This window comes from Rathayibacter sp. AY1C9 (assembly GCF_002932315.1).
Lineage (GTDB): Bacteria > Actinomycetota > Actinomycetes > Actinomycetales > Microbacteriaceae > Rathayibacter.
In genome coordinates this window covers 88,618-112,445 of the sequence record NZ_PSVZ01000008.1, presented here as the reverse complement: position 1 = coordinate 112,445, position 23,828 = coordinate 88,618, and the positions used below count along the sequence as shown (strand labels likewise).

The window sequence follows — 23,828 nt, the reverse complement described above, 5'->3', positions numbered from 1 at the left end:
GAGCCGTCGCGGGAGTAAAGTTGAGTCCGTCGAACTCAACTTTCGAGCCTCGGAGGAGACCACCATCATGCAGGCCGGTCGGATGCCCCAGCAGGACGAGAAGTCCGCACTCGAGCAGTACGGCGTCAACCTGACCGCCATCGCGGCGAGCGGCAAGCTCGACCCGGTGATCGGGAGGGACGCCGAGATCCGGCGCGTCAGCCAGGTGCTCACGCGCCGCACCAAGAACAACCCCGTCCTCATCGGCGAGCCCGGCGTCGGCAAGACCGCCGTCGTCGAGGGGCTCGCCCAGCGGATCGTCGCGGGCGACGTCGCCGAGAGCCTCAAGGGCAAGCAGCTCGTCAGCCTCGACCTCTCGGCCCTGATCGCCGGAGCGAAGTACCGCGGCGAGTTCGAGGAGCGGCTGAAGGCCGTGCTCCAGGAGATCGAGGAGTCCGACGGCCGGATCATCACCTTCATCGACGAGCTGCACACGCTGATGGGCGCGGGCGGCGGCGAGGGGTCGGTGGCGGCCGCGAACATGCTCAAGCCCATGCTGGCGCGCGGCGAGCTGCGGATGATCGGCGCGACGACGCTCGACGAGTACCGCCAGTACATCGAGAAGGACGCCGCTCTCGAGCGCCGCTTCCAGCAGGTCTTCGTCGGCGAGCCGACCGTCGAGGACACCGTGGCGATCCTCCGCGGGCTGAAGGAGCGCTACGAGGCGCACCACAAGGTGGCGATCGCCGATTCCGCCCTGGTCGCCGCCGCGTCGCTCTCGAACCGCTACATCACCTCCCGCCAGCTGCCGGACAAGGCGATCGACCTGATCGACGAGGCCGCGTCGCGGCTGCGCATGGAGATCGACTCCGCTCCCGTCGAGATCGACGAGCTGCGCCGCTCCGTCGACCGGCTGAGGCTCGAGGAGCTGGCGCTGAAGAAGGAGAAGGACGAGGCCTCGAAGGCGCGGCTGGAGAAGCTGCGCGAGGACCTGGCCCGCCGCGGCGCCCAGCTCGAGGAGCTGCAGGAGCGCTGGGAGCGCGAGCGCGCCTCCCTCAACCGCGTCGGCGAGCTCAAGAACCGGCTCGACGCCCTGCGGATCGCCGCCGAGCGGGCGCAGCGCGAGGGCAAGCTCGAGCGCGCGTCGAAGCTGCTCTACGGCGACATCCCGGTGATCGAGCGCGAGCTCGCGGCCGCCGAGGCGGAGGAGGAGCCGGCCGAGGGCCGCATGGTCAACGAGCAGGTGACGGCCGACGACATCGCCGCGGTGATCGCCGCCTGGACGGGGATCCCCGTCGGGCGCCTCCTGCAGGGCGAGACCGAGAAGCTGCTGCACCTCGAGACCGAGCTGCACCGCCGACTGATCGGCCAGGACGAGGCGGTGTCGGCCGTCGCGGACGCGGTGCGCCGCACCCGCGCGGGCATCTCCGACCCCGACCGGCCGACCGGCTCCTTCCTCTTCCTCGGGCCGACCGGCGTCGGCAAGACCGAGCTGGCGAAGGCGCTCGCCGACCACCTCTTCGACGACGAGAAGGCGATGGTCCGCATCGACATGTCGGAGTACGGCGAGAAGTTCGCCGTCTCGCGGCTGGTCGGCGCCCCTCCCGGCTACATCGGCTACGAGCAGGGTGGCCAGCTCACGGAGGCGGTCCGCCGCCGCCCGTACTCGGTGGTGCTCCTCGACGAGATCGAGAAGGCGCACCCCGAGGTGTTCGACGTCCTGCTCCAGGTGCTCGACGACGGCCGGCTCACCGACGGCCAGGGGCGGACGGTCGACTTCCGCAACACGATCCTCATCCTCACCTCCAACCTGGGGTCGCAGTTCCTCGTGGACCCGGCGCTGTCGCGGCCGCAGAAGGAGGAGGCGGTCCAGCAGATGGTGCGCCAGGCCTTCAAGCCCGAGTTCGTGAACCGGCTCGACGACATCGTGATCTTCGACGCGCTCGACCGCACCGAGCTCGGCGAGATCGTGTCGCTGTACGTCGACCGGCTGTCGAGGAGGCTCTCGGAGCGACGGCTCGACCTGGCGGTGACGCCCGCGGCCCGCGGGTGGCTGGCCGAGCGCGGCTACGACCCGCAGTACGGCGCGCGGCCGCTGCGCCGGCTGATGCAGCGGGCGATCGACGACCAGCTGGCGACGGCGCTGCTCGGCGGCACGGTGCGCGACGGGGACGTGGTGCTGGTGGACGTGGCGCCGGACGGCGAGAGCCTGTCGGTGACGGCCGGGATGCCCGCGTCGGACTGACCGGGGTGCTCGAGCCCTGTCGCGAGTCCGCAGACGTCGCGGTTTTCGCGGTCGAGTACCGCTACTCCTGCGTTCCCGCAGGGGGAGGAGCGCGGGGGCGGCGACGGGATGTCCCTCCACAGGGCGCGCGAGGGCGGGAGTCGTCCACAGTCGCGGGATCCGCGGCGCGCCCGTCCGGCGGGCTCCGTAGCGTCGGCGGCATGTCCTTCGAAACGCCCGGCCCCCGGATGGCCGACCTCCCTCCCGAGGAGAGGCCGAGGGAGCGCCTCCGCGCCTACGGACCGGAGGCGCTCACCGACGCCGAGACCCTCGCCGTGCTCATCGGGGCCGGCGTCCGCGGCGCCAACGCGACCGTCGTCGCGCAGCGCCTCCTCGCGCGCTTCGGCGGCATCGACGCCGTCGCCCGGGCCGGGGTGGCCGATCTGATGCGGCACCGCGGAGTCGGTGAGGTCGCCGCCTGCCGCCTGGTCGCCTCCTTCGAGCTGCGGCGGAGGATGAACCGCGCCTCGCGCGCCGCCCGCGTCTCAGACGCCGCCGGCCTGGCCGGGCTCGTCGCTCCGCTGCTGGCCGCCCGGCCGGTCGAGACCGTGCTGGCGGTGGCGCTCGCCGAATCCGGAGCCGTCCGCGACGTCCTGACGCTGGCCGACGGAGCCCCGGCGCACGCCGAGATCCCCGTCGCCGCCGTGCTCGCCGAGGTGCTGGCGCGCGGCGCGGCGGGCATCGGCCTGGCGCACAGCCACGCGGGCGAGGCCGTGGTGCTCCCCTCCGACCGTGCGGCGACGCGGGCGATCGCCGACGGGGCAGAGGCGTGCGGCCTGCGGTTCCTCGCGCACGTCGTGATCGGGCGCGACGGCTGGGCGGAGGCGCAGCCGTGACGCGGCGCAGGGCTGCTGCGGGGCCCCTCCGTTCCGGCAGGACGCCTCCCGCCCGGCGCCGGACCGCCCCCGGCCGCGCCTCGGCTCTCCACCTGGGCCGCGTCGGCGCGCGTTCGTGCAAGCCCCCGCCTCTCCGGCGCCCGCGGCCGGTCGCGGGCGTACCGTGGACGCCGACCCCATCCCCCTCCCGACCAGGAGCACCCATGCGAGCAACACTCATCCACGGCGAGCGCGACATCCGACTCGAGGAGGTCCCCGACCCGCAGCTCTCGACGGGGCGCGACGCGATCGTCCGCGTCACCGCGGCCTGCGTCTGCGGCTCGGACCTCTGGCCCTACCGCGGCGTCACGCCCACCAAGGAGGCGCACCGCATCGGCCACGAGTTCGTCGGCGTCGTCGAGGAGATCGGCGACGACGTGCACGACGTCGCGGTCGGCGACTTCGTGATCGCCCCGTTCTACGTCTGCGACGGCACCTGCGCGAACTGCGCCAACGGCGTCTCCACCTCGTGCCTCACCGGCGGCTGGTGGGGCGCCGAGGTCCGCGAGGAGGGCTTCGCGGACGGCGCCCAGGGCGAGAAGGTGCGCGTGCCCCTCGCCGACGGCACGCTCTTCCGCGTGGGCATCGATCCGGACCCGGCGCTCATCCCCAGCCTGCTCACCCTCGCCGACGTGATGGGGACCGGCCACCACGCCGCGGTCTCGGCCGGCGTCACCGCTGGCTCGACCGTCGCGGTCGTCGGCGACGGCGCGGTCGGCCTCTGCGCCGTCCTGGCGGCCAAGCGCCTCGGCGCGACCACGATCATCGCGATGTCGCGGCACGAGTCGCGGCAGAACCTCGCCCGCCGCTTCGGGGCGACCCACATCGTCGAGACCCGCGGCGACGAGGGCGTCGCGCGCGTCCGCGAGCTGACCGGCGGGATCGGCGCCGACTGCGTGCTCGAGTGCGTCGGCACCAAGGAGTCGATGCAGCAGGCCCTCGACTCCGCCCGCCCCGGCGGGATGGTCGGCTACGTCGGCGTCCCCAACGGAGGCCCCGAGCTGCCCGTCCGCCAGATGTTCGGCTCGAACGTGGGCGTCAACGGCGGAGTCGCGCCGGTCCGCGGCTACATGGCCGAGCTGCTGCCGGACGTGCTCAGCGGCGCGATCGAGCCCGGTCTGGTCTTCGACCTCGAGCTGCCCCTCGAGGAGATCGCCGAGGCGTACGCCGCCATGGACGAGCGCCGCGCGATCAAGACCCTCGTGCGTCCGTAATCCCGCGGAGGGGCGCCGGCACGGCCGCGAGGGGTAGCCTCCCGCGCATGACCGCGTCAGCCCGCACCGCCACGACGGCGCCCCTCTTCCACCCCGACCTCGCGCTCGGTCGCTTCCTCCCACCGATCGTCCTCGGCCCGCGACTGCTGCGCCTCGCCACGCGTCGCGTCGCCGAGGGAGGCGAGGCTCCGCCCGACATCGTGGTCGACGACCTCGAGATCCCCGTCGCCGGAGCCGCTCCCGTCCGGGCCCGCAGCTACCGGCCGCGCATCCTCCGCGGTACCGCTCCCGCGCTCCTCTGGGTGCACGGCGGCGGCATGGTGCTCGGCAGCCACCTCCAGGACGAGGCGTCCTGCATCGACTTCGCTCGCACCCTGGGCATCACGGTCGTCTCCGTCGACTACCGCCTCGCGCCCGCGCATCCGGCCCCGGCTGCCGTCGAGGACGTGCTGGCCGCGTTCGACTGGCTCGTCGAGCACGCGCAGGAGCGCGGCGTCGACCCGGCGCGCATCGCCGTCGGAGGCGCGAGCGCGGGCGGCGGCATCGCCGCGGGTGCGACCCTCCTCGCCCACGACCGCGGAGGAGCGCAGCCCGCGTTCCAGCTGCTCGTCTACCCGATGCTCGACGACCGCACCGTCACCCGGCCCGGTCCTCCTCCGCGCGGAGTCCGCGTCTGGACCCCGGGCAGCAACCGCTTCGGCTGGACCGCCTACCTCGCAGGCGAGCCCGGCGGCCCCGGCGTCACGGCTTATGCCGCCCCCGCCCGCCGCGACGACCTCACGGGCCTGCCGCCGGCCTGGATCGGCGTCGGCGGCCTCGACCTCTTCCACGACGAGGACGTCCGCTACGCCGAGCGCCTGCGCGCGGCCGGAGTGCCGTGCGGGCTCGAGATCGTGGAGGGCGCCTTCCACGGCTTCGACGCCCTGTTCCGCCGGTCCGGCGTGGCGAAGCGCTTCTGGGCGGCGCAGGCCGCGGCGCTCGGCGAGGCCCTCCTCGCCTGACCTCCGCGTCGACGCGCCGGGCCGATTCCGTCTCCGGCGCTCGGCACTGCGAGGCTGAGGGGCGACGGCCGCCGCCGCCCGCGCGTCATTTGTGCCGTGCCTGCCGCGCATCCCTCTCCGCCCGCCGCCCCGCCCCGCCCCGTCTCCCGGAGGACCCATGGACATCGACCGCCTCGCCACCCGCTACGAGATCGCCCTGCCCGCCTGGATCGGTGACGCCCTCCGCGACGTCCCCGAGGTCCTCCCGAGCCTCGAGGACCGGATGGCACTCGTGCACGCGCTCGCCGACCGCAACTTCCGCGAGGGGAACGGCGGCCCGTTCGCGGCGATCGTCGTCGAGCGCGACTCCGGTCGTCTCGTCTCGGTCGGAGTGAACGTCGTCCTCGGCAGCGGGGTCTCGTCCGGCCACGCCGAGGTGACGGCGCTCGGTCTCGCGCAGACCGCGCTCGGCACCTGGGACCTCGGCGGCGAGGGCCTCCCCGCGCACGACCTGGTCGTCAACTGGCGCCCGTGCGTGCAGTGCTACGGAGCGACGATGTGGTCGGGGGTGCGCCGCCTGGTCGTCGCGGGCTCCGGCCCCGAGCTCGAGGAGATCAGCACCTTCGACGAGGGGCCGATGCGCGAGGACTGGGCCGCGCAGTTCGAGGCCCGCGGTATCGAGGTCGTCGACGGCGTGCTCCGCGACGAGGCCCTCGACGTGTTCCGCGCCTACCGCGCCTCCGTCGACTCCGGCGAGGTGCTCGTCTACAACGCCCGCGCCGACTCCTGATACCGCGGCAGGTCCGGACTGCGCGCCGGTTCCGCGCCGGACGCACGGGAGCCCCGCCTCAGCGGGGCCCCGTGCGGTCCTGAGCTGCCGGCTGCTGGCAGCGGTCAGCGGCGGCTCAGCGCCACCAGTCGTCGAACATCGACAGCGGCACCTGGCGCTTGTGCTCGGTCGCGGCGTACCGCGCCTCGATGGCCTCGGCGACGGCCCGGTCGACCTCGCCGCCCTCGAGGTACGTGTCGAGGTCGGCGTAGGTGAGCCCGAGGTTCGTCTCGTCGGTCTGGCCGGGGTTGTCGTCGAGCAGGTCCGCCGTCGGCGCCTTCTCGTAGAGCCGCGCCGGTGCGTCCAGGTGCTCGAGGAGCGAGCGGCCCTGCCGCTTGGTGAGACCGGTGAGCGGGAGGACGTCGGCGCCGCCGTCGCCGTACTTCGTGAAGAAGCCGGTGACCGCCTCGGCCGCGTGGTCGGTCCCGACGACGAGCATCCCGGCCTGGCCGGCGATCGCGTACTGCGCGATCATCCGCATCCGCGCCTTCACGTTGCCCTTCACGAAGTCGCTGATCGGCTCGTCGACCGCGTCGCCGAATGCTGCGGCCACGCCGTCGACGCCCTGGTGGATGTCGAAGACGACCTGGCGGTCCGGGCGGATGAACGTGAGGGCGAGCTGGGCGTCCTCCTCGTCGGCCTGCACCTTGTACGGCAGGCGGACCGCGATGAAGGAGGCGTCGCCGCCGCTCGCGCGGACCTGCTCGACCGCGAGCTGGCAGAGGCGCCCGGCGAGGCTCGAGTCCTGGCCGCCGCTGATGCCGAGGACGAGGCCCTTCGCGCCGGTGCTGCGGAGGTAGTCGGCGAGGAATCCGCTGCGCCGTTCGACCTCGACGGCCGGATCGACGGCGGGGGAGACGTGGAGCTCGGAGATGATCTGCTGTTGGACGTCGCGCACGGCTTCACGCTACTCCGGATGCTCCCCGGCGGCCCCTCCTCGCCGCGGACGCGCAGGCTCCCGACGCCTCCCCGAAACAGGGTCCGCCCGCCGCGTCCGACTGGCGCGGCGCCTACCCGCGCTCGGCGACGATGCGGGCGATGCGCGCCGGGACGGTGTCGTCCTGGAGGCTCGTCACGTCTCCGAGCGGGCGGCCGTCGCGGATGTCGCCGAGCAGCCGCCGCATGATCTTGCCGGAGCGGGTCTTGGGCAGATCCGGCACCACCACCACGTCGCGCGGCTTGGCGATCGGACCGATCGCGACCGCCACGTGGTCGCGCAGGAGCGCCGAGAGCGTCGTGCCGAGCGCGGCCCAGTAGGCCGGGTCCTCCTCGGCGCGGTCGACGGCCTCGTCGGAGGGGATGACGAACGCCGCGATCGCCTGCCCGGTCGTCGCGTCGGCGACTCCGACGACTCCGGCCTCGCCGACGGCCGGATGGGCGACGAGTGCCGACTCGATCTCGATCGTGGACAGGCGGTGCCCGGAGACGTTGATGACGTCGTCGACGCGGCCCAGCACCCAGACGTCGCCGTCGGCGTCGTACTTCGCGCCGTCCCCGGAGAAGAACCACCCCTGGGACGCGTAGCGGGCCCAGTAGGAGTCGCGGTACCGCTCCGGGTCGCCCCACACGGTGCGGGCGAGCGCCGGCCCGGTCCGGTCGACCACGAGGTAGCCGCCGGAGCCGTTCGGCACCCGCTCGCCGTGCTCGTCCACCACGAGGACGCCGAGCCCGGGCAGGGCTCCGAGCGACGAGCCCGGCTTGAGGGTCGAGACGCCCGGCAGCGGGCACATCACCGCGGCGCCGGTCTCGGACTGCCACCAGGTGTCGACGATCGGGCAGCGTCCGCCGCCGATCGCCTCGTGGAACCAGACCCAGGCCTCGGGGTTGATGGACTCGCCGACGGTGCCGAGCAGGCGCAGGCTCGACAGGTCGTACCGGGCGGGCACGCCCTCGGGGAACCAGGTCATCAGCGTCCGGATCAGCGTCGGCGCCGTGTAGTAGACGGTCACCCCGTACCGCTCGATGATCTCGAAGTGCCGGGCGGTGTGCGGGGTGCTCGGGGTGCCCTCGTAGATCACCTGGGTGAGCCCGTTCGAGAGCGGTCCGTAGATCTCGTAGGTGTGCGCGGTGACCCAGGCGAGGTCGGCGGTGCACCAGTGCACGTCGTCCGGCTTCGCGTCGAACACCGCCCAGTGCGTCCAGGAGGCCTGCGTGAGGTAGCCGCCGCTGGTGTGCACCAGTCCCTTGGGCTTCCCGGTCGTGCCGGAGGTGTAGATGATGAACAGCGGCGTCTCGGAGTCGAAGGCCTCGGCCTCGTGGACGTCGCTCTGCGCGTCGACCAGCTCGTGCCACCAGACGTCGCGGCCCGGGGTCCACGGGACGTCGGTCTCACCGGTGCGGCGGACGACGAGGACGTGCTCGATCGACGCGACGCCCTCGACCGCCCGGTCGGCGCTCGCCTTGACCGGCACCGCCGCTCCGCGCCGGAACTGCCCGTCCGTGGTGACCAGGAGCTTCGCGCCGGTGTCCTCCACGCGGAACCGCACCGCCTCGGCGGAGAAGCCGCCGAAGACGAGCGAGTGGATCGCGCCGATCCGCGCGATCGCGAGCGTGATGACGACGGTCTCGGGGATCACCGGGAGATAGACGACGACGCGGTCGCCCTTACCGATCCCGAGCGCGGTCAGCGCGTTCGCGGCGCGGGAGACCTCGCGCTGGAGCTCGGCGTAGGTGATCGACCGCCGGTCGCCGCGCTCGCCCTCGAAGTGGAGGGCGGTCTTCCCGCCGCGTCCCGCGTCCACGTGGCGGTCGACGCAGTTGACGGCCACGTTCAGCCGTCCGCCCTCGAACCAGGTCGTGCGCGGCACCGAGAGCGAGCCGTCGGGCAGCGGAGCGGCAGGCTCCCAGCTGTGGGCGGTGTGCCACGGCTCCGCCCACTCGAGGCGGCGGGCGGCCTCCTCCCAGAACGCGACCGGATCGGCGGCGGCGCGCGAGTACTCCTCCGCGCCCGCGTTCGCCTGCGCGGCGAAGGCCGCGGGCGGGGGGAACCGGCGGTGCTCGTCGAGCAGGTTGGCGATCGTCCCGCTCACGCTCGGAGCTCCCTCCCCGGCGCTCACGCCCACTTCCTCACGGCGTAGCGCTGGAACACGCCGACGACGGCATCGGTGAGCTTGCCCAGCACGGCCAGCAGGACGATCGCCAGGAACACCCGGTCGATCCGGCCGTTGTTCTGGCTGTCGATGAGGCGGAAGCCGAGGCCCATCGAGGAGGCGATGAGCTCGGAGGCGACCAGGAACAGCCACGACTGGGCGAGCGCGAGGCGCAGCCCGGAGATCACGGAGGGGATCACCGCGGGCAGCTGCACCGTCGTGAAGAGCCGGACGCCCGAGAGGCCGAAGGCGCGGCCCGCCTCGACGAGGTGCCGGTCGACGTGGCCGAGCGCCGTGGCCACCGTGGTGAAGACCGGGAAGAAGGCGCCGATCGTGATCAGCGTGATCTTCGACTCCTCGCCGATGCCCATCCAGAGCAGCAGCAGCGGGACCCAGGCCAGCGACGGGACCGCCCGGATCGCGCCGAGGGTCGGCCCGAGGACGACCTCCCAGACGCGGGAGAGCCCGAAGAGCGCGCCGACCACGAGCCCGAGCGCCGAGCCGAGCGCGAACCCGATGAGCACGCGCTGCGTCGAGATGGCGACGTCCTGGCCGAGGTCGCCGCGCTGGGCGAGGTCGACGCCGGCCGCCCAGACCATCGCGGGCGAGGGGAAGACCGCCACCGAGACCATCCCGGTCGTCGTCGCGATCTGCCAGGCGGCGAGCAGCAGCACGGGCAGGATCGCGCCTCCCGCGACCACGAACCACCGTCGCGTGGTGAGCGGGTGGGAGCGGTCCTCGCGGAGGCGGCGCTGGGAGGCCGCGACCGACGGGCCCGCCGTCACGAGTCCGGGCTCACCCGGCATCGGCGCGGACAGCGCGCTCCGCCGCAGCACATCGGCGTCGGTCGCGGTGTCGTCGTCGCGGATCGTCATCGTCGGTCTCCTCGGATCACGGGGTCGGGGGCGGAGGGCCGGACCCTCAGGCGCCGATGGCGCTCGGGTCGGCCGCCGAGGCGTAGGTGTCGTCGAGCAGCGAGTCGAGCGCGTCGTCGACCTGCTGCTGCGAGGCGACGTCGCCGTTCTCGACGAAGATCGGGCCGATCACGGCGAGCACGTCGGTCTGCGCGGAGCCGGGGACGTTGTCGACGTCGAGGTTGCTGCGCTCGGTGATGACCGTCGTCGCCACCGCCACGTCGAGGCCGGCGACGGAGGCGAGGATGCTCGCCGTCTCGTCCTGGTTCTCGAGCGCCCAGGCGCGGGCGTGCTCGTACGCGTTCACGACGGTCTGCGCGAGGTCCGGCTTCTCGGCGAGGAAGCTCTCGGTCGCGTTGAGCAGGCCGTAGGAGTTGAAGTCGACGTTTCGGTAGAGCAGGGTCGCCCCGGCCGCCTCGGCGCCGGCCATGATCGGGTCCAGGCCCGCCCAGGCGTCGACGGAGCCGTTCTGCAGCGCCGCCCAGCCGTCGGCGTGCTGCAGGTTCTGCACCGTCACGTCGCCGATGCCCAGCCCGGCGGCCTCGAGCGCCTGCACCAGGAAGAAGTACGGGTCGGTGCCCTTGGTGGCCGCGATCTGCTTGCCCTTGAGCTGCTCGACCGACGTGATCGCCGAGCCGGCGGGGACGACGAGGGCCGACCACTCCGGCTGCGAGAAGATGTCGATCGTCTTGATCGGCGAGCCGTTCGAGCGGGCGAGCAGCGCGGCGGAGCCGGCGGTGGAGCCGACGTCGATCGCTCCGGCGCGCAGGGCCTCGTTGGCCTTGTTGGAGCCGGCCGACTGCACCCAGGCGACGGTGACCTGCTGCTCGGCGAGGGCGGCCTCGAGCCAGCCCTTCTCCTTGATGACCAGGCTCAGCGGGTTGTACGTCGCGAAGTCGAGCGTGAGCGTGCCGCCCTGAGTTCCTCCGGAGGCGGCGTCGGCGGTCGCGGCCGCCGCTCCTCCTCCGCCCTCGCCCTGCACGCAGCCCGCGAGGAGCGGGACGGCGGCGGCGGTGAGCAGACCGGCGAGAGCGGTGCGGCGGGTGAGCGGGGAGCTGGTGAACGACATGGGGGCCTCGGCTTCGGGGATGCGGTGACAGCGAGTGTGGACGCTGCAGGGGAGGGGCGGTGCGGGGAGGTGCTCGTGCGGTGGAGAGCGGGAGGAGGAGGCGGCTGGGGAGGGAGGTCGTGCCGCCCGGACCGTGCCGCCCGGGTGGAGGGATGCGGGTCGATCCGCCCGGGGTCAGTGCCGCTCGATGCCCAGCCCCGCGAGGAGCTCGGCCCGGTGCTCGGCGAGCTCCGCCGAGCCGCGGTCGCGCGGCCGCGCTCCGGGGACGGTGACGATCCGCTGGATGCGCGAGACGCCTCCGGGCTCGTCGCGCCCGAGGAGCACGATGCGGTCGGCCAGCTGGAGGGCCTCGTCGACGTCGTGGGTGACGAGCAGGATCGTCGCCGGAGCCGCCGCGTGCACGTCGAGCAGCAGGTCCTGCATCCGCAGGCGGGTCAGCGCGTCGAGCGCCCCGAAGGGCTCGTCCAGGAGGAGCACGCCGGGGTTCCGGGCGAGGGCGCGGGCGAGGGAAGCGCGCTGGGCCATGCCTCCGGACACCTCGCGGGGCCGCGAGCGGGCGTGCACGGTGAGGCCGACCAGCGAGAGCAGCTCGTCGACGGCGGCGCGGGCGGCCGGGCGCGGGGTGCCGCGCGGCAGGCCGAGCGCGACGTTGTCGGCGATGCTCCGCCAGGGCAGCAGCCGCGGCTCCTGGAACGCCACCGCGCAGCGCGGGTCGATGCCGGAGACGGGGGCGCCGTCGATGAGGACGGACCCCTCGGAGGCGGTGTCCAGGCCCGCCGCGATGCGCAGCAGCGTCGACTTGCCGCAGCCGCTCGGGCCGAGGATCGCGATGACCTCGCCCGCGGCGGCCTCGAGCGTCACGTCCGTCAGCACGGGGGACCCGGGCGCGAAGGTGCGGCCGACCCCCTCGAAGCGCACGGGGAACGCCGACTGGCCGAGCTCGGCGTCGAAGGCCAGGCTCGTGCGGGCGGCGGGGGTGGCGGGCATGTCTCTCCGGGCAGCGGGACGGGCGGGCGGATCGTCCGATCGTACGGAGAGGCTCCCGGCGGCACAGCGGGGACCGACACGGGGAGTAACACAGGGGGAGGGACGCGAAAGGCCTCCCCGGTCCGCGGACGGGGGAGGCCTTCCGCCGGAGGGCTACGCCTGGACGAGCACGAGCTCCTCGAGGGGCAGGCGGGTGCGCGGCGCGGTCTCGCGCTCGCGGAGGGTCTCGTTCGCCAGCGCGTCGGCGTCGGCCGCGACTCCCACCGCGGCGATCGTCACCGGGTCGAAGCGCTCGTCGACGCCGAACGCGGCGCGGACGGCGTCCTTGTCGAAGCCGGCCATCTGGTGCACGTGCAGGCCCTCGTGGTGCGCCTGGACGCTGAGGTGGGCGATCGACTGGCCGAGGTCGTAGACGGCCCAGGGGCGCGGCTTCCCCTCGGAGTCGACGGTCTCGGCCAGCGCGACGACCAGGACGGCGGCGGAGCCGGCCCAGGCGCCGTTGAAGCCGGCGAGCGTCGCGACGATGCGGTCGAACTCGTCGGTTCCGCGGCGGGCGACGATGAAGCGCCACGGCTGCGAGTTGCTGGCGGACGGGGACCAGCGCGCGGCCTCGAGGAGGGACGCGAGGGTCTCGTCGGAGACGGTCGCGGACGCGTCGTAGGAGCGGGGGCTCCAGCGCTCCGCGAGGACGTCGAGGATCGGGGCGCTGGTGCTGGCGGTGCGGGAGGCGGTGGCGGACATCGCGGGGCTTCTTCCGTGCGGGGGACTGGGGGAGGGGCTCCGTCGCCCGTGGAGCCCAACCGTGCCCGCCCCGCGGGCATTCCCTCGCGCGCACGGCAGGCGCCCGCGCGCGCGTTCGCCCACGGAGGAGCGGGCCGCCTCCGAGTCCCGGAACGGTACGGTGGGAGACGGCGTGGTCACCCCGCGCACCACCATCCACGACTCTGGAGGATCATCCATGGCCCAGCACTTCGACGTCGTCGTCCTGGGGGCAGGCCCCGGCGGATACGTGGCCGCGATCCGCGCCGCCCAGCTCGGCAAGTCCGTCGCCGTCGTCGAGAAGCAGTACTGGGGCGGTGTCTGCCTCAACGTCGGCTGCATCCCGTCCAAGGCGCTGCTGCGCAACGCGGAGCTCGCCCACCTCTTCCACACCCAGGCGAAGCAGTTCGGCATCTCGGGCGACGTCTCGTTCGACTTCGGCGCGGCGTTCGACCGCAGCCGCTCGGTCGCGGACGGCCGCACCAAGGGCGTCCACTTCCTGATGAAGAAGAACAAGATCGCCGAGTTCGACGGCGTCGGCTCCTTCACCGGCCCGCAGGGTCTCGACGTGCAGCTGAGCAAGGGCGGCACGGAGTCGCTGACCTTCGACGACGCGATCATCGCGACCGGCGCGAGCGTCCGCCTCCTCCCCGGCGTCGAGCTCTCCGAGAACGTCGTCACCTACGAGACCCAGATCATGACCCGCGAGCTCCCCGACACGATGGCCATCGTGGGCGCGGGCGCGATCGGCATGGAGTTCGCCTACGTCCTCAAGAACTACGGCGTCGACGTGACGATCATCGAGTTCATGGACCGCGCCCTCCCCAACGAGGACCCGGACGTCTCCAAGGAGATCCAGAAGCAGTACAAGAAGCTCGGCGTCGAGATCCTGACCTCGACCAAGGTCGAGTCGGTCGTCGACAAGGACGGCTACGTCACGGTCACCTACACCGCGAAGGACGGCACGCAGTCGACCCTCGAGGTCGACAAGGTGCTCATGTCGATCGGCTGGGTCCCCCGCACCGAGGGCTTCGGCCTCGAGAAGACGGGCGTCGAGCTCACCGAGCGCGGCGCGATCGCGATCGACGACCACATGCGCACCAACGTGCCGCACATCTACGCCATCGGCGACGTCACCGCGAAGCTGCAGCTCGCGCACGTCGCGGAGGCGCAGGGCGTCGTCGCCGCCGAGACCCTCGCCGGTGCCGAGACCCAGACCCTGGGCGACTACCGGATGATGCCGCGGGCGACGTTCTGCCAGCCGCAGATCGCCTCCTTCGGCCTCACCGAGAAGCAGGCGACGGACGAGGGACACGAGATCACCGTCTCGACCTTCCCCTTCATGGCGAACGGCAAGGCCCACGGCCTCGGCGAGCCCACCGGCTTCGTGAAGCTCATCGCGAGCAAGAAGTACGGCGAGCTCCTCGGCGCCCACATGATCGGCCCGGACGTCTCGGAGCTGCTCCCCGAGCTCACGCTCGCCCAGAAGTGGGACCTCACCGCGACCGAGCTGGCCCGCAACGTGCACACCCACCCGACGCTGTCGGAGGCGCTGCAGGAGGGCTTCCACGGCCTCAAGGGGCACATGATCAACATGTAGGGCTCGTCCCTCCACGGCCTCCGGCCCGCAGGATCCCGCTCGGCTCGTCCGCGGCGGATCCGGCGGGCCGGAGTCGTCTCCGGGGGCGTCCACAGGGCTCCGGCGCCGCTCCCGCTACCGTGGCCCGATGGATCCGCGCCTGCTCGACCGCCTCGCCGCCGACGCCTGGCCCGCGCTCGTGCGGCGCCCCCTCGGCCCATGGGAGCTGCGCGCCTCCTCGGGGGTCACCAAGCGCGCGAACTCGGTGCTCGCGTCCGGCGACGTCGTCGACCAGGAGGCGGCCCTCGACACGGCGGAGGCGTTCGCCCGCGAGCACGGGATCGCACCCCTCGTGCAGATCGGACCGCCGAGCCCCGCCGGTCTGACCGGGCTGCTCGCCGAGCGGGGCGCCGCGCCGATCGACCGGACGCTCGTGCTGACGGGTTCGGTGCAGGAGGCGCTCGCCGCCCTGTCCACGACGTCGGGGTCCGCGCCGTCGAGGCCAGTGCCGCCGAGGCCCGCGCCGCAGCCTCGCGTCCGCCTCGCCCCGGCTCCCGACGAGGACTGGCTCGCCCTCTGGTGGTCGGTGGACGGTCGCGGTGGAGCGGAGGAGCGCGCGGTCGCCGAGCGCATCCTCGCGGGCTGCCCCTCCTCCTACGCGCTCGCCGTCGACGGGGACGGCCCGGCCGCGACCGGCCGCCTCGCGCTCGTCACGGCGCCGGACGGCGAGCTCTGGGGCGGCCTCTTCGCGCTGGCGACCCGGCCGGACGCCCGGCGCCGCGGGCTCGCCTCCGCCGTGATCCGCGCCCTCCTCGAGGACGCGTCCGGCCGGGGCGTCGCGCGCTTCTGGCTCCAGGTGCTCGCCGAGAACGTCGGCGCCCGCCGCCTCTACGCGTCCCTCGGCTGCCGCGAGTCGTCCTGGTACGAGTACTGGCGCTGACCCGCTCGCGGAGGAGGAGCGGGGTGCCCGGGTCAGGCGTTCGCGAGCACGGCGCGGGCGACGGCCTCGGCCTTCGCCGCGTCGCCGGTGACGGTCACGCGCCACCACACGTCGTCGGCGAGCGCGTCGATCTCGCACACGCCCGCCGCGCAGCCGGTGAGGGCCTTCTCGCCGAAGCCGTCGAGCGGCTCGAGCGGGATCGCCAGGCCCGAGGTCAGCGAGAGGTTCCGCCAGCCGTCGTCGCCGTTCGGGAGCGCGTCGACCGTCACGCCCGAGTAGGCGGCGCTGGAGGCGTCGCTCCAGCTGCAGGAGGCGTATCCGGCCCGGGCGGCGGCAGCGGCCGACGCGGTGGTCGGCGTCCCGGTCCCCGTCCCCGCGGTCGCCTGCGCGAGACCGGCGGCACCGGACAGCTGCTCGGCCGTCAGGACCTCGGTGCAGACGGGCGCCGTCGCGGTGACCGGCTCGTCGAGGCTGCCGAGCGCGGCGGAGGCGGTGCCGGTCGCCAGCGCGGCGAGGTCGACGGCCGCGGGGGCGCCTCGCAGCTGCAGCGTCACCCAGGTGGCGCCGGCGAGCAGGTCCAGGTCGCAGCTGCCGTCGGTGCAGGAGCCGTAGGCCTCGACGCCGGTCTCGAGGCGCGGGCCCGGACGGCCCGCGAACGCCTCGGCGGCGTCGTCGACCGCCGCCGCGGTGATCGAGGCGTCCTCGTCGTACCAGGCGCAGCGGAGCACTCCGCCGTTCTCCTCCGCGGCCTCGCGGATCAGCTCGCCCGAGGAGCGCGTCGTCACCTCGCGGCTGCCCTCGAGAGCGCTGCGGGAGACCCCCAGCGCCGAGGCCGCCCGTGTGGCGGGGAGGAGGGAGTCGCAGCCCAGGCGGGTCGAGGCCGTGGGCGAGGGCGTCGGAGTCGCGGAGGGAGTCGGAGCGGCGGTCTCGGACGCCGACGGGGTGGCCGCGACGTCCGAGCGTTCGGCCGACGTGCAGCCCGTCAGCGCGACGAGAACGGCGAGCGCGGCGCCGACCGTCGCCAGGCGCGGGAGGCGGGCCCTCACGCGGCCAGCTCGCGCTCGATCGCGGCCGTGAACGCGTCGATGTCGTCCTCCGTCGTGTCGAAGGAGCAGACCCAGCGGACCTCGCCGGTCGCCGGGTTCCAGTCGTAGAAGCGGTAGGCGGCGCGGAGCCGGTCCGCGACTCCGGGCGGCAGCGTCGCGAACACCGCGTTGGCCTGGGTCTGCTGCGTGAACTCGAGCCCGGTGATCCGGCAGGCGGCGATCGCCTCCTCGAGCCCCGAGCGCAGGCGCGCCGCCATGGCGTTCGCGTGCCGGGCCGAGCGGAGCCACAGGGGCTCCTCCTCGCCGCCGTCGCCGAGCAGGGCGAGCAGCTGCGCCGAGATGAAGCGCATCTTGGAGGACAGCTGCATGTTGGTCTTGCGGAGGAAGGTCAGCCCGGTCGAGGCCGCCGGGTCGAGCACGACGATCGCCTCGCCGAGCAGGATGCCGTTCTTGGTGCCGCCGAACGAGAGCACGTCGACGCCTGCGTCGGTCGTGAAGGAGCGCAGGGGCAGGCCGAGGGCGGCCGCGGCGTTCGCGATGCGCGCCCCGTCCATGTGCAGCCGCATGCCGAGGCCGTGCGCGTGGTCGGCGAGCGCGCGCACCTCCTCCGGGGTGTAGACGGTGCCGAGCTCGGAGGACTGGGTGATCGAGACCACGAGCGGCTGGGCGCGGTGCTCGTCGCCGAAGCCCCACGCCTCCTGGTCGACCAGCGCCGGGGTCAGCTTGCCGTCGGGCGTGGGGACCGTGAGGATCTTGATCCCGCCGACCTTCTCCGGCGCTCCGCCCTCGTCGGAGGTGATGTGCGCGGTGCCCGCCGAGACGACGGCGCCCCACCGCGGCAGCATCGACTGCAGGCCGGTGACGTTGGCGCCCGTGCCGTTGAAGACGGGGAAGGCCTGGGCCTGCTCGCCGAACTCGCGGCGGAACGCCTCCTGCAGGCGCTCGGTGTAGACGTCCTCGCCGTAGGCGATCTGGTGCGCTCCGTTGGCCGCGGCGATCGCGGCCAGGACCTCGTCGTGCACTCCGGAGTAGTTGTCGGAGGCGAAGCCGCGGACGTCGGGATCGTGCAGAGCGCTCATCCCTCCATCTTCGCAGCCCGCCGCCCGGAGGAGCCCCGGCGGCGCCCGCCGAGACACCCCTCCTGCCTCCCGCATGTTTCGGGCAGGTGAAAGGACGACGACCCGAAAGCCGATCTCCGTCAAGAAGTTGGTATCGGCTGGGAGGCAGGCCACTCTTGACGTATGCGCATGGACACGACGGGAGCTGTCCGCGACATGCCCGCCCCTCCCGGGGTGGACGAGATCGCGGCTCGCTTCGGCGATCCCGTCCTCGCGTTCGCGCCCCAGCCGAGGCTGGAGGAGTTCGCCGCGGCGCAGACGATGGCGCTCGGCCGCTTCGTCGAGATCTCGCTCTCGTACTCGTTCTACAAGAACCCGCGCAACCGCGCCGACCCCGTCAACCACGTCCCGCTGACCCCCGAGCAGAAGCGCGCGATCGAGCGCGCCGAGAACGACCACCTGCCGCCGTGGATGGTCGACCAGGTGACGCGGATGCGGTACCCGGTGCTCTGGGAGGCGGTCCGCACCTCCGTGCCGATCCCCGCCGAGCGCAGCCGGCCCCTGGAGTCCCGCCTCGCGGCCCACATGGGCGACGTGCTCCGCAACACCTTCCCGGGCCGCGTGCGCAGCCGCCGCGGCGGGATGCCGGTGGTCGCCGCCGCCCTCCGCGACGAGGACGTCGTGCGGGGCGTCCCGGTGATCGTGGACGGGGAGGCGCTGCGCGGCTACCGCGTGGACACCGATCCGGACGTGGTCGCGATCGGCGCCCGCGTCGACGGCCGCTACATGACGGTCGTGCTCGACCGGAAGATCGTGCCGGAGATCCGGATGGAGTTCGTCCGCCGCACCCCGCCGCGCCCGGCCTCGAGCCAGCCCCGGCGCTGACCGCCCGGCCGACCGCTCAGGGGCGCCCCGGCACCGCGATCCCGTGCTCGTAGGCGAACACGACCGCCTGGATCCGGTCGCGCACGCCGAGCTTCATCAGGATCTTCGAGACGTGCGTCTTCACGGTCGCCTCGCCCACGAACAGCTCGGCCGCGATCTCGGCGTTCGACCAGCCCCGCGCCAGGTGCACGAGCACCTCCCGCTCGCGGTCCGTCAGATCGGCCACTCCGGAGTGGTCGGCGGCGGCCGGCGTGCGCTCGGGCACGGACGCGAACCGCTCGATCACGCGCCGGGTGACGTCGGGGGCGAGCATCGCGTCGCCGCGGGCGACCACCTGCACGGCCTCGACCAGCTCCTCCGGCGACGCGTTCTTGAGCAGGAACCCGCTGGCGCCGGCCGAGAGCGCCTCGAAGAGGTAGTCGTCGCGGTCGAAGGTGGTGAGGATGAGCACCCGCGAGCACAGGCGCGGGTCGGCCACGATCTCGCGGGTCGCGGCCAGGCCGTCGAGGCCGGGCATCTGCACGTCCATGCAGATCACGTCGGGGCGCAGCTCGGAGGCGCGCTGCAGGGCCTCGAACCCGGTGCGGGCCTCGCCGACCACCTCGATCCCCGGCTCCGACTCGAGGATGATGCGGAAGCCCACGCGGACGAGCTCCTGGTCGTCGACGAGCAGCACGCGCACGTGCTCGGTCATGGGCGGCCCCCGCTCGCTCGCTCCTGACGCCCCCGCGACGTCTCCGACGACGGTACCGGGTCGTCGGCGTCCGGCACGCTCGCCCGGACGGGGGACAGCGGCACCCGGGCGTGCACGAGGTACCCTCCGCCCCTCGGCCCCATCTCGATCCAGCCGCCGACCGCGGCCGCGCGCTCGCTCATGCCGGTGTGCCCCAGTCCGCAGGAGGCGGGAGCGCTCGGGTGCGGGCCGGACCCGCCGTCGTCGGCGATCTCAAGCTCGACCGCGTCGGGGGCGTAGCGGAGGCGCACCTCGGCGTGCGCGCCGCGCCCCGCGTGCTTGCGGACGTTCGTGAGCGACTCCTGCGCGATGCGGTAGAGGCTGAGCCCCACCGTCGCGGGGATCTCGCGGGGCGTGCCGAGGGTGAGGAAGACGGTGGGCAGGCCCGACCCGCTGGACGCCGCGACCAGCTCCTCGAGCTGGGCCACCCCACGGGTGGACGCGGCGTCGGTGAGCGGATTCGGCACCGCGTCCTCGGCGCGCAGCGCGACCAGGATGCGGTGCAGCTCCTCGATCGCCGAGCGCGCGTCGCCCTCGATGGCGCTGAGCGAGGCCGCCGCCCGCTCCGGATCCCGCGCCAGCACCCGCCGCGCCGCTCCCGCCTGCACGCCCATCACGCTGACGTGGTGCGCGACCACGTCGTGCAGCTCGCGCGCGATCCGCAGCCGCTCGGAGGACACGGCCTGCCGCGAGGAGCGCTCCCGCTCGTCGTCGAGCTCGGCCGTGCGCGTCTCGAGCGCCTCCAGCCGGCGGGCCGACTGCCACGACGCCTCGCCGAAGACGTAGGCGCTGCCGAAGTAGAGCAGGTTCGACACGACCGCGAGGGCCGACTCCGCCGCGTAGGGCGAGAGCAGGCCGGGGGAGTCGTCGACCGGCACGGAGCTGCCGAAGTACTCGCCCGTGGCGAGGGTGGTGAGCAGCCAGCCCAGCATCCCGACCGCGATCGCCACTCGGACGACGAGCGCCGTGCGCCGGTTCCGGCCCCACGCGCCGACCGTGTAGAGCGCGAGGAACAGGCAGATCTGGCCGAAGAGCGACTCCGGCACCTGGAGCACGATCCCGAGCGCGTAGACGACGGAGAGCCCGGCCGCCACGCTCGCGGGGAACCGGCGGCGCAGCGCGAGGGGAAGGGTCATCAGGACGGCCCAGTGGGCGCTGACGACGGGGTGCGCCGCGTCCGGGAAGCCCGCCGAGGAGTACAGCGCGACGGAGACGATCGTCGCCACCAGCAGGATCCCCGCGGTGACCGCGTCGCGCACGTATCCGGCCCGGCTCGGCGCTCGCCGGATCCAGCCCGCGTCGAGCGGGTCCGCGGCTCCGTCACCTGAGGGCATGCGCCCCACGCTAACCGACGCCGGTCGGACGGGGCCCCGGGAGGCGGAGGAGCGCACCCCGCCGCCTCCCGGGCGCGACGTCAGTCCCGGCCGGTGATGCCCCGGGTCGAGGCGATGACGTCGCCCATCTTCCTCCCGAGGGCCTCGTAGAACATCGACAGCGGGAACTCGTCGTCCAGCACCGCGTCGGTGAGGCCGCGCGGGGCGCCGAGCAGCACCTCGTCCGGGAGCCCGCCGGCCCAGGCGGAGGCGGGGTGCGGAGTGAGAGTGGCCGCGATCAGCTCGTGCGCGGCCAGCCAGTGCGCCGTCTTCGGCCGGTCGATCGAGCGCCAGTAGAGCTCGTCGATCGCGTCCGAGAGGGCGACGACCACGTCGGCGACGCCGTCCCACTCGAACGCCAGCCGGGTGTCGGTCCAGTGCAGGACGCCGTGCTGGTGCAGCCAGGCGAAGAGCAGCTGGCCGCCGAGGCCGTCGTAGTTGCGCACCCGCGACCCGGTGAGCGGGAAGCGGAAGAGCCGGTCGAACAGGATCGCGTACTGCACGAAGCGCGAGCGCTCGGCCAGCGCCTCCTCCTCGTCGTCGCGGCGGTCGAGCGCGCCGAGGCGGCGCTCGATGGCGACGGCCTCGCGGAAGGCGGTGAGATCGCACCGCAGCTCCTCCAGCGAGTAGAGGAAGAAGGGCATCCGCTGCTTGATCATGAACGGGTCGAACGGCAGGTCGCCGCGCATGTGGGTGCGGTCGTGGATGAGGTCCCACATCACGAAGGACTCCTCCGCCAGGCGCTGGTCGGCCAGCAGGCGCTGCGCGTCCTCCGGGAGCTCGAGACGGGTGATCCGGGCCGCCTCCGTGACGACGCGGCGGAACCGGGCCGCCTCGCGGTCGGCGAAGATCGCGCCCCAGGTGAAGGACGGGACGGAGCGCATCGCGACCGTCTCGGGGAACAGCACGGCGCTGTCGGTGTCGTAGCCGGCGGTGAAGTCGACGAAGCGCACGGGCACGAAGAGGGCGTTGGAGTAGTCGCCCGCCTCCAGCTCGGCGACGAACCGCGGCCAGACGACCTCGACGAGGACGGCCTCGACGTGGCGGTCGCGGCTGCCGTTCTGGGTGTACATGGGGAAGACGACGAGGTGGCGGCGGCCGTCGACGCGCTCGAGCTGCGGCTGGAACGCGGTGAGCGAGTCGAGGAAGTCGGGCAGGCCGAGGCCGCCGGCGCTCCAGCGCTCGAGGTCGACGACCAGCGCGTCGAGATACGCGGCGTCGTGCGGGAACGCGGGGGCGAGGGTGCGGACGCCGGCGACGATCCGCTCGACGAGGGTGCGCGCCTCCTCGAGCCGCTCGGGCTCGGCGAGCGAGCCGTCCTGGGACTGGAGCGGCTGCAGCGCGGCGGCGGCCGCCTTCAGGTCGAGCCAGGCGGCGGAGTCCTCCACGCGGTCCTCGACGACCTCGGGTTCTCCGACGACGGTGCTCTGCGCGGCTTGCGACATGGTGATCCTCCTCACGCTGGTGATACGGGGCTGCAGGAGCGGAACGCGCTCCGACTCCGAGCGTATGGGCTCGTGCGCGCGCTTTTCTTGCGTCTCAGCGGAGCGAAGCGGCGATCTCGCGGGGGCGGGCGCACGTCTCCGCCGCCCCTCGGAGGCCCCGCGGTCAGCGGCTGCCCAGGTGCTGTGCAGGTGCCACCCCCCGTCCGGGGCTAGATTCCTCACCGCTTCCGTTTCCCTCCCCTGATCGGGTCGAAAATGGGGCGACACCGTGTCCGCATCCCGAGTGCGGAGACATCCGATCGGACAGGCGCGCCGAACACCCTGGCGGCGCGCTCGATCGGCGAGCCATCCTGAGAGAGAGGATCGGAGCGCGTGACGGGACCCGAACCCGGAAGCGACCAGAGAACAGCCAGCATCGACCACCACCCCGAGAACCTCCGCCTGCTCCCCTGGCCGCAGGCGGACGCCTCCGTCCTGCGCGACACCCTCGCGCACGCGGGCGGCGGACTCGAGAGCGAGAGCGAGATCCTCGTGCGCCACGACCGCTACCTGCGCGGTTGGGCGGACGGCGACGCGTTCTTCTACGTGGTCGAGCTGGACGGACTCTCCGTCGGCTCCATCGGCTATTGGTACGGCTGCTCGCGCGGCGTCGTCGCCTACGAGGCGGCGTGGAGCATCGCTCCGCACGCCCGCGGCATCACCGCGGCCTCCGTGCGGATGCTGCTCGAGGAGGCGGCGGCGTTCCCCGTGCCCCGCTTCGTGCACGCCTTCGTGGCGGAGAGCGACCTGGACGCGGGCGCGACCTGCGTCGAGGCCGGCTTCGACCGGATCGACCTCGTCGAGCAGGGCGAACCGCCGGAGCTCTACGTGGACTGGGCGTTCGACCTGGCCGCCGTGGCCTGATCAGATCCCGTGGCGCTCCAGCCACGGCCGCAGCACCGCCAGGAACTCCTCGGGGTGCGCGAGGCCGGGCAGGTGCGCCGCGTCCTCGAGCACGTGCAGCTCGGCACCGCCCACCTCGGCGGCGAGGTGCTCGCAGACCGGCAGCGACTCGGAGAGGTCGTGCGCGCCCGCCACGACGAGGGTCGGCACGGCGATCTCCCCGAGCCGCTCGCCCGCCGGCCCGGAGGGATCGATCGGGCGGGGGGCCTCCGCCTCGTGGCCGACGCCCGTGAGCGCGAGCTCCCGGACCCGCGCGAGGAACTCCGGAGCCACGTCGTCCGCGGAGCGGTCGGGACCCACGGCCCAGAGCTCCGCCTCGACGATCGCCGCGGCCTCCCGCTCGCCCGCGAGCTCCAGCGCCTCGACCTCCCCGAAGCGCCGCTCCTCCTCCGCCGTCAGCGCGGGGTAGTCGAAGCCCGCCAGGCCCGGCGCGATCACGACCAGGCCGGTCACCCGCTCCGGATGCTCGAGCGCCAGGTCGAGCGCGAGCGTCCCGCCCCGCGAGCAGCCGACGACCACCGCGCGCTCGACCCCGAGGTGGTCGAGCACGTCCAGGGCGTCCCGGCGCGGGTCGTACTCCACGTCCTCCGTGCTCGTTCCGCCCGCGCCGCGGACGTCGTAGCGGACCACCAGCCGGTCGCGCGAGAGGTCGGGGACGAGCGGGTCCCACATCCGCAGGTCGGCGATGCCCGCGTGCACGAGCAGCAGGGCGGGCGCGGAGGCGTGGCCGTCCGCCTCCCAGTAGAGGCTCGCGCCGGGGACCTCGAGATGCGGCATGCCGCACACCGTAGGCGCGTCCCGCCGGCGCTGCAACGCCCGGCCACTGCCTAGGGTGGAGGCGCGACAGC

At 73.8% G+C, this 23,828-nt stretch carries 21 protein-coding genes; 9 read left to right on the top strand and 12 right to left on the bottom strand.

Going from position 1 to position 23,828, the window contains the following annotated elements; translation table 11 throughout:
• Positions 1-82: 82 nt before the first annotated feature.
• The 5 genes from C5D09_RS08080 to C5D09_RS08060 all read left to right on the top strand — a co-directional run bounded on the left by C5D09_RS08080 (position 83) and on the right by C5D09_RS08060 (position 6,122).
• The gene (locus C5D09_RS08080) at positions 83-2,224 is read left to right on the top strand and encodes an ATP-dependent Clp protease ATP-binding subunit (protein WP_374952925.1); all 2,142 of its coding nucleotides are present in this window, start codon (positions 83-85) and stop codon (positions 2,222-2,224) included.
• Between the two features lie 200 nt (positions 2,225-2,424).
• The gene (locus C5D09_RS08075; protein ID WP_146085515.1) at positions 2,425-3,099 is read left to right on the top strand and encodes a RadC family protein; all 675 of its coding nucleotides are present in this window, start codon (positions 2,425-2,427) and stop codon (positions 3,097-3,099) included.
• A 203-nt stretch (positions 3,100-3,302) separates the two neighbouring features.
• A complete protein-coding gene (locus tag C5D09_RS08070; RefSeq protein ID WP_104222823.1) occupies positions 3,303-4,352 on the top strand; it encodes a zinc-dependent alcohol dehydrogenase family protein in 1,050 nt (349 codons plus the stop codon).
• A gap of 47 nt (positions 4,353-4,399) precedes the next feature.
• On the top strand, positions 4,400-5,353 hold the full coding sequence (locus C5D09_RS08065; protein WP_104269042.1) for an alpha/beta hydrolase: 954 nt from the start codon (positions 4,400-4,402) through the stop codon (positions 5,351-5,353).
• Positions 5,354-5,510: 157 nt separating this feature from the next.
• Positions 5,511-6,122, top strand: a complete 612-nt coding sequence (locus C5D09_RS08060) for a nucleoside deaminase (RefSeq protein ID WP_181027247.1) — start codon at positions 5,511-5,513, stop codon at positions 6,120-6,122.
• A 115-nt stretch (positions 6,123-6,237) separates the two neighbouring features.
• Here C5D09_RS08060 and nadE read toward each other — a convergent pair whose 3' ends face one another.
• From nadE to C5D09_RS08030, 6 genes are all read right to left on the bottom strand, one after another.
• Positions 6,238-7,059: an ammonia-dependent NAD(+) synthetase gene (gene nadE / locus C5D09_RS08055; RefSeq protein WP_104222821.1), complete on the bottom strand. Its 822-nt coding sequence runs from the start codon at positions 7,057-7,059 to the stop codon at positions 6,238-6,240.
• A gap of 112 nt (positions 7,060-7,171) precedes the next feature.
• A complete protein-coding gene (acs, locus tag C5D09_RS08050; RefSeq protein ID WP_104269055.1) occupies positions 7,172-9,190 on the bottom strand; it encodes an acetate--CoA ligase in 2,019 nt (672 codons plus the stop codon).
• A 23-nt stretch (positions 9,191-9,213) separates the two neighbouring features.
• On the bottom strand, positions 9,214-10,125 hold the full coding sequence (locus C5D09_RS08045; RefSeq protein WP_244229541.1) for an ABC transporter permease: 912 nt from the start codon (positions 10,123-10,125) through the stop codon (positions 9,214-9,216).
• Between the two features lie 46 nt (positions 10,126-10,171).
• Positions 10,172-11,233, bottom strand: a complete 1,062-nt coding sequence (locus C5D09_RS08040) for an aliphatic sulfonate ABC transporter substrate-binding protein (RefSeq protein ID WP_104269041.1) — start codon at positions 11,231-11,233, stop codon at positions 10,172-10,174.
• Positions 11,234-11,407: 174 nt separating this feature from the next.
• A complete protein-coding gene (locus tag C5D09_RS08035) occupies positions 11,408-12,220 on the bottom strand; it encodes an ABC transporter ATP-binding protein (RefSeq protein WP_104269040.1) in 813 nt (270 codons plus the stop codon).
• Positions 12,221-12,373: 153 nt separating this feature from the next.
• Entirely contained in the window at positions 12,374-12,961 is a 588-nt protein-coding gene (locus tag C5D09_RS08030; RefSeq protein ID WP_104222819.1) for a nitroreductase family protein, read from the bottom strand.
• Between the two features lie 217 nt (positions 12,962-13,178).
• Between C5D09_RS08030 and lpdA the strand changes: the two genes are divergently transcribed.
• Both lpdA and C5D09_RS08020 read left to right on the top strand, forming a co-directional pair.
• Positions 13,179-14,579, top strand: a complete 1,401-nt coding sequence (gene lpdA, locus C5D09_RS08025; protein WP_104222818.1) for a dihydrolipoyl dehydrogenase — start codon at positions 13,179-13,181, stop codon at positions 14,577-14,579.
• Positions 14,580-14,706: 127 nt separating this feature from the next.
• Positions 14,707-15,498: a GNAT family N-acetyltransferase gene (locus C5D09_RS08020; protein WP_104269039.1), complete on the top strand. Its 792-nt coding sequence runs from the start codon at positions 14,707-14,709 to the stop codon at positions 15,496-15,498.
• A gap of 32 nt (positions 15,499-15,530) precedes the next feature.
• Here C5D09_RS08020 and C5D09_RS08015 read toward each other — a convergent pair whose 3' ends face one another.
• Positions 15,531-16,544 carry a hypothetical protein gene (locus C5D09_RS08015; RefSeq protein WP_104269038.1) on the bottom strand — a complete coding sequence of 338 codons (1,014 nt, stop codon included), beginning with the start codon at positions 16,542-16,544 and terminating at the stop codon, positions 15,531-15,533.
• Positions 16,541-17,623 carry a low specificity L-threonine aldolase gene (locus tag C5D09_RS08010; RefSeq protein WP_104269037.1) on the bottom strand — a complete coding sequence of 361 codons (1,083 nt, stop codon included), beginning with the start codon at positions 17,621-17,623 and terminating at the stop codon, positions 16,541-16,543. The genes C5D09_RS08015 and C5D09_RS08010 overlap by 4 nt, the downstream gene beginning before the upstream one ends.
• Before the next feature lie 168 nt (positions 17,624-17,791).
• Here C5D09_RS08010 and C5D09_RS08005 point away from each other — a divergent pair, with 168 nt between their 5' ends.
• Positions 17,792-18,487, top strand: coding sequence for a hypothetical protein (locus C5D09_RS08005; RefSeq protein WP_104239200.1), 696 nt, complete (start codon positions 17,792-17,794; stop codon positions 18,485-18,487).
• Between the two features lie 16 nt (positions 18,488-18,503).
• On the opposite strand, the gene C5D09_RS08000 is transcribed toward C5D09_RS08005, so the two are convergent.
• The 3 genes from C5D09_RS08000 to C5D09_RS07990 form a co-directional block, all read right to left on the bottom strand.
• The gene (locus C5D09_RS08000) at positions 18,504-19,181 is read right to left on the bottom strand and encodes a response regulator transcription factor (RefSeq protein ID WP_104262610.1); all 678 of its coding nucleotides are present in this window, start codon (positions 19,179-19,181) and stop codon (positions 18,504-18,506) included.
• The gene (locus C5D09_RS07995) at positions 19,178-20,554 is read right to left on the bottom strand and encodes a sensor histidine kinase (RefSeq protein ID WP_104260958.1); all 1,377 of its coding nucleotides are present in this window, start codon (positions 20,552-20,554) and stop codon (positions 19,178-19,180) included. The genes C5D09_RS08000 and C5D09_RS07995 overlap by 4 nt, the downstream gene beginning before the upstream one ends.
• Before the next feature lie 80 nt (positions 20,555-20,634).
• Complete coding sequence (locus tag C5D09_RS07990) at positions 20,635-22,038, bottom strand: DUF6421 family protein (RefSeq protein WP_104269036.1); 1,404 nt, start codon at positions 22,036-22,038, stop codon at positions 20,635-20,637.
• A 372-nt stretch (positions 22,039-22,410) separates the two neighbouring features.
• Here C5D09_RS07990 and C5D09_RS07985 point away from each other — a divergent pair, with 372 nt between their 5' ends.
• Positions 22,411-22,941: a hypothetical protein gene (locus C5D09_RS07985; RefSeq protein ID WP_104222811.1), complete on the top strand. Its 531-nt coding sequence runs from the start codon at positions 22,411-22,413 to the stop codon at positions 22,939-22,941.
• On the opposite strand, the gene C5D09_RS07980 is transcribed toward C5D09_RS07985, so the two are convergent.
• A complete protein-coding gene (locus C5D09_RS07980; protein ID WP_104269035.1) occupies positions 22,942-23,757 on the bottom strand; it encodes an alpha/beta fold hydrolase in 816 nt (271 codons plus the stop codon). It lies immediately after the preceding gene.
• Positions 23,758-23,828: the final 71 nt, after the last annotated feature.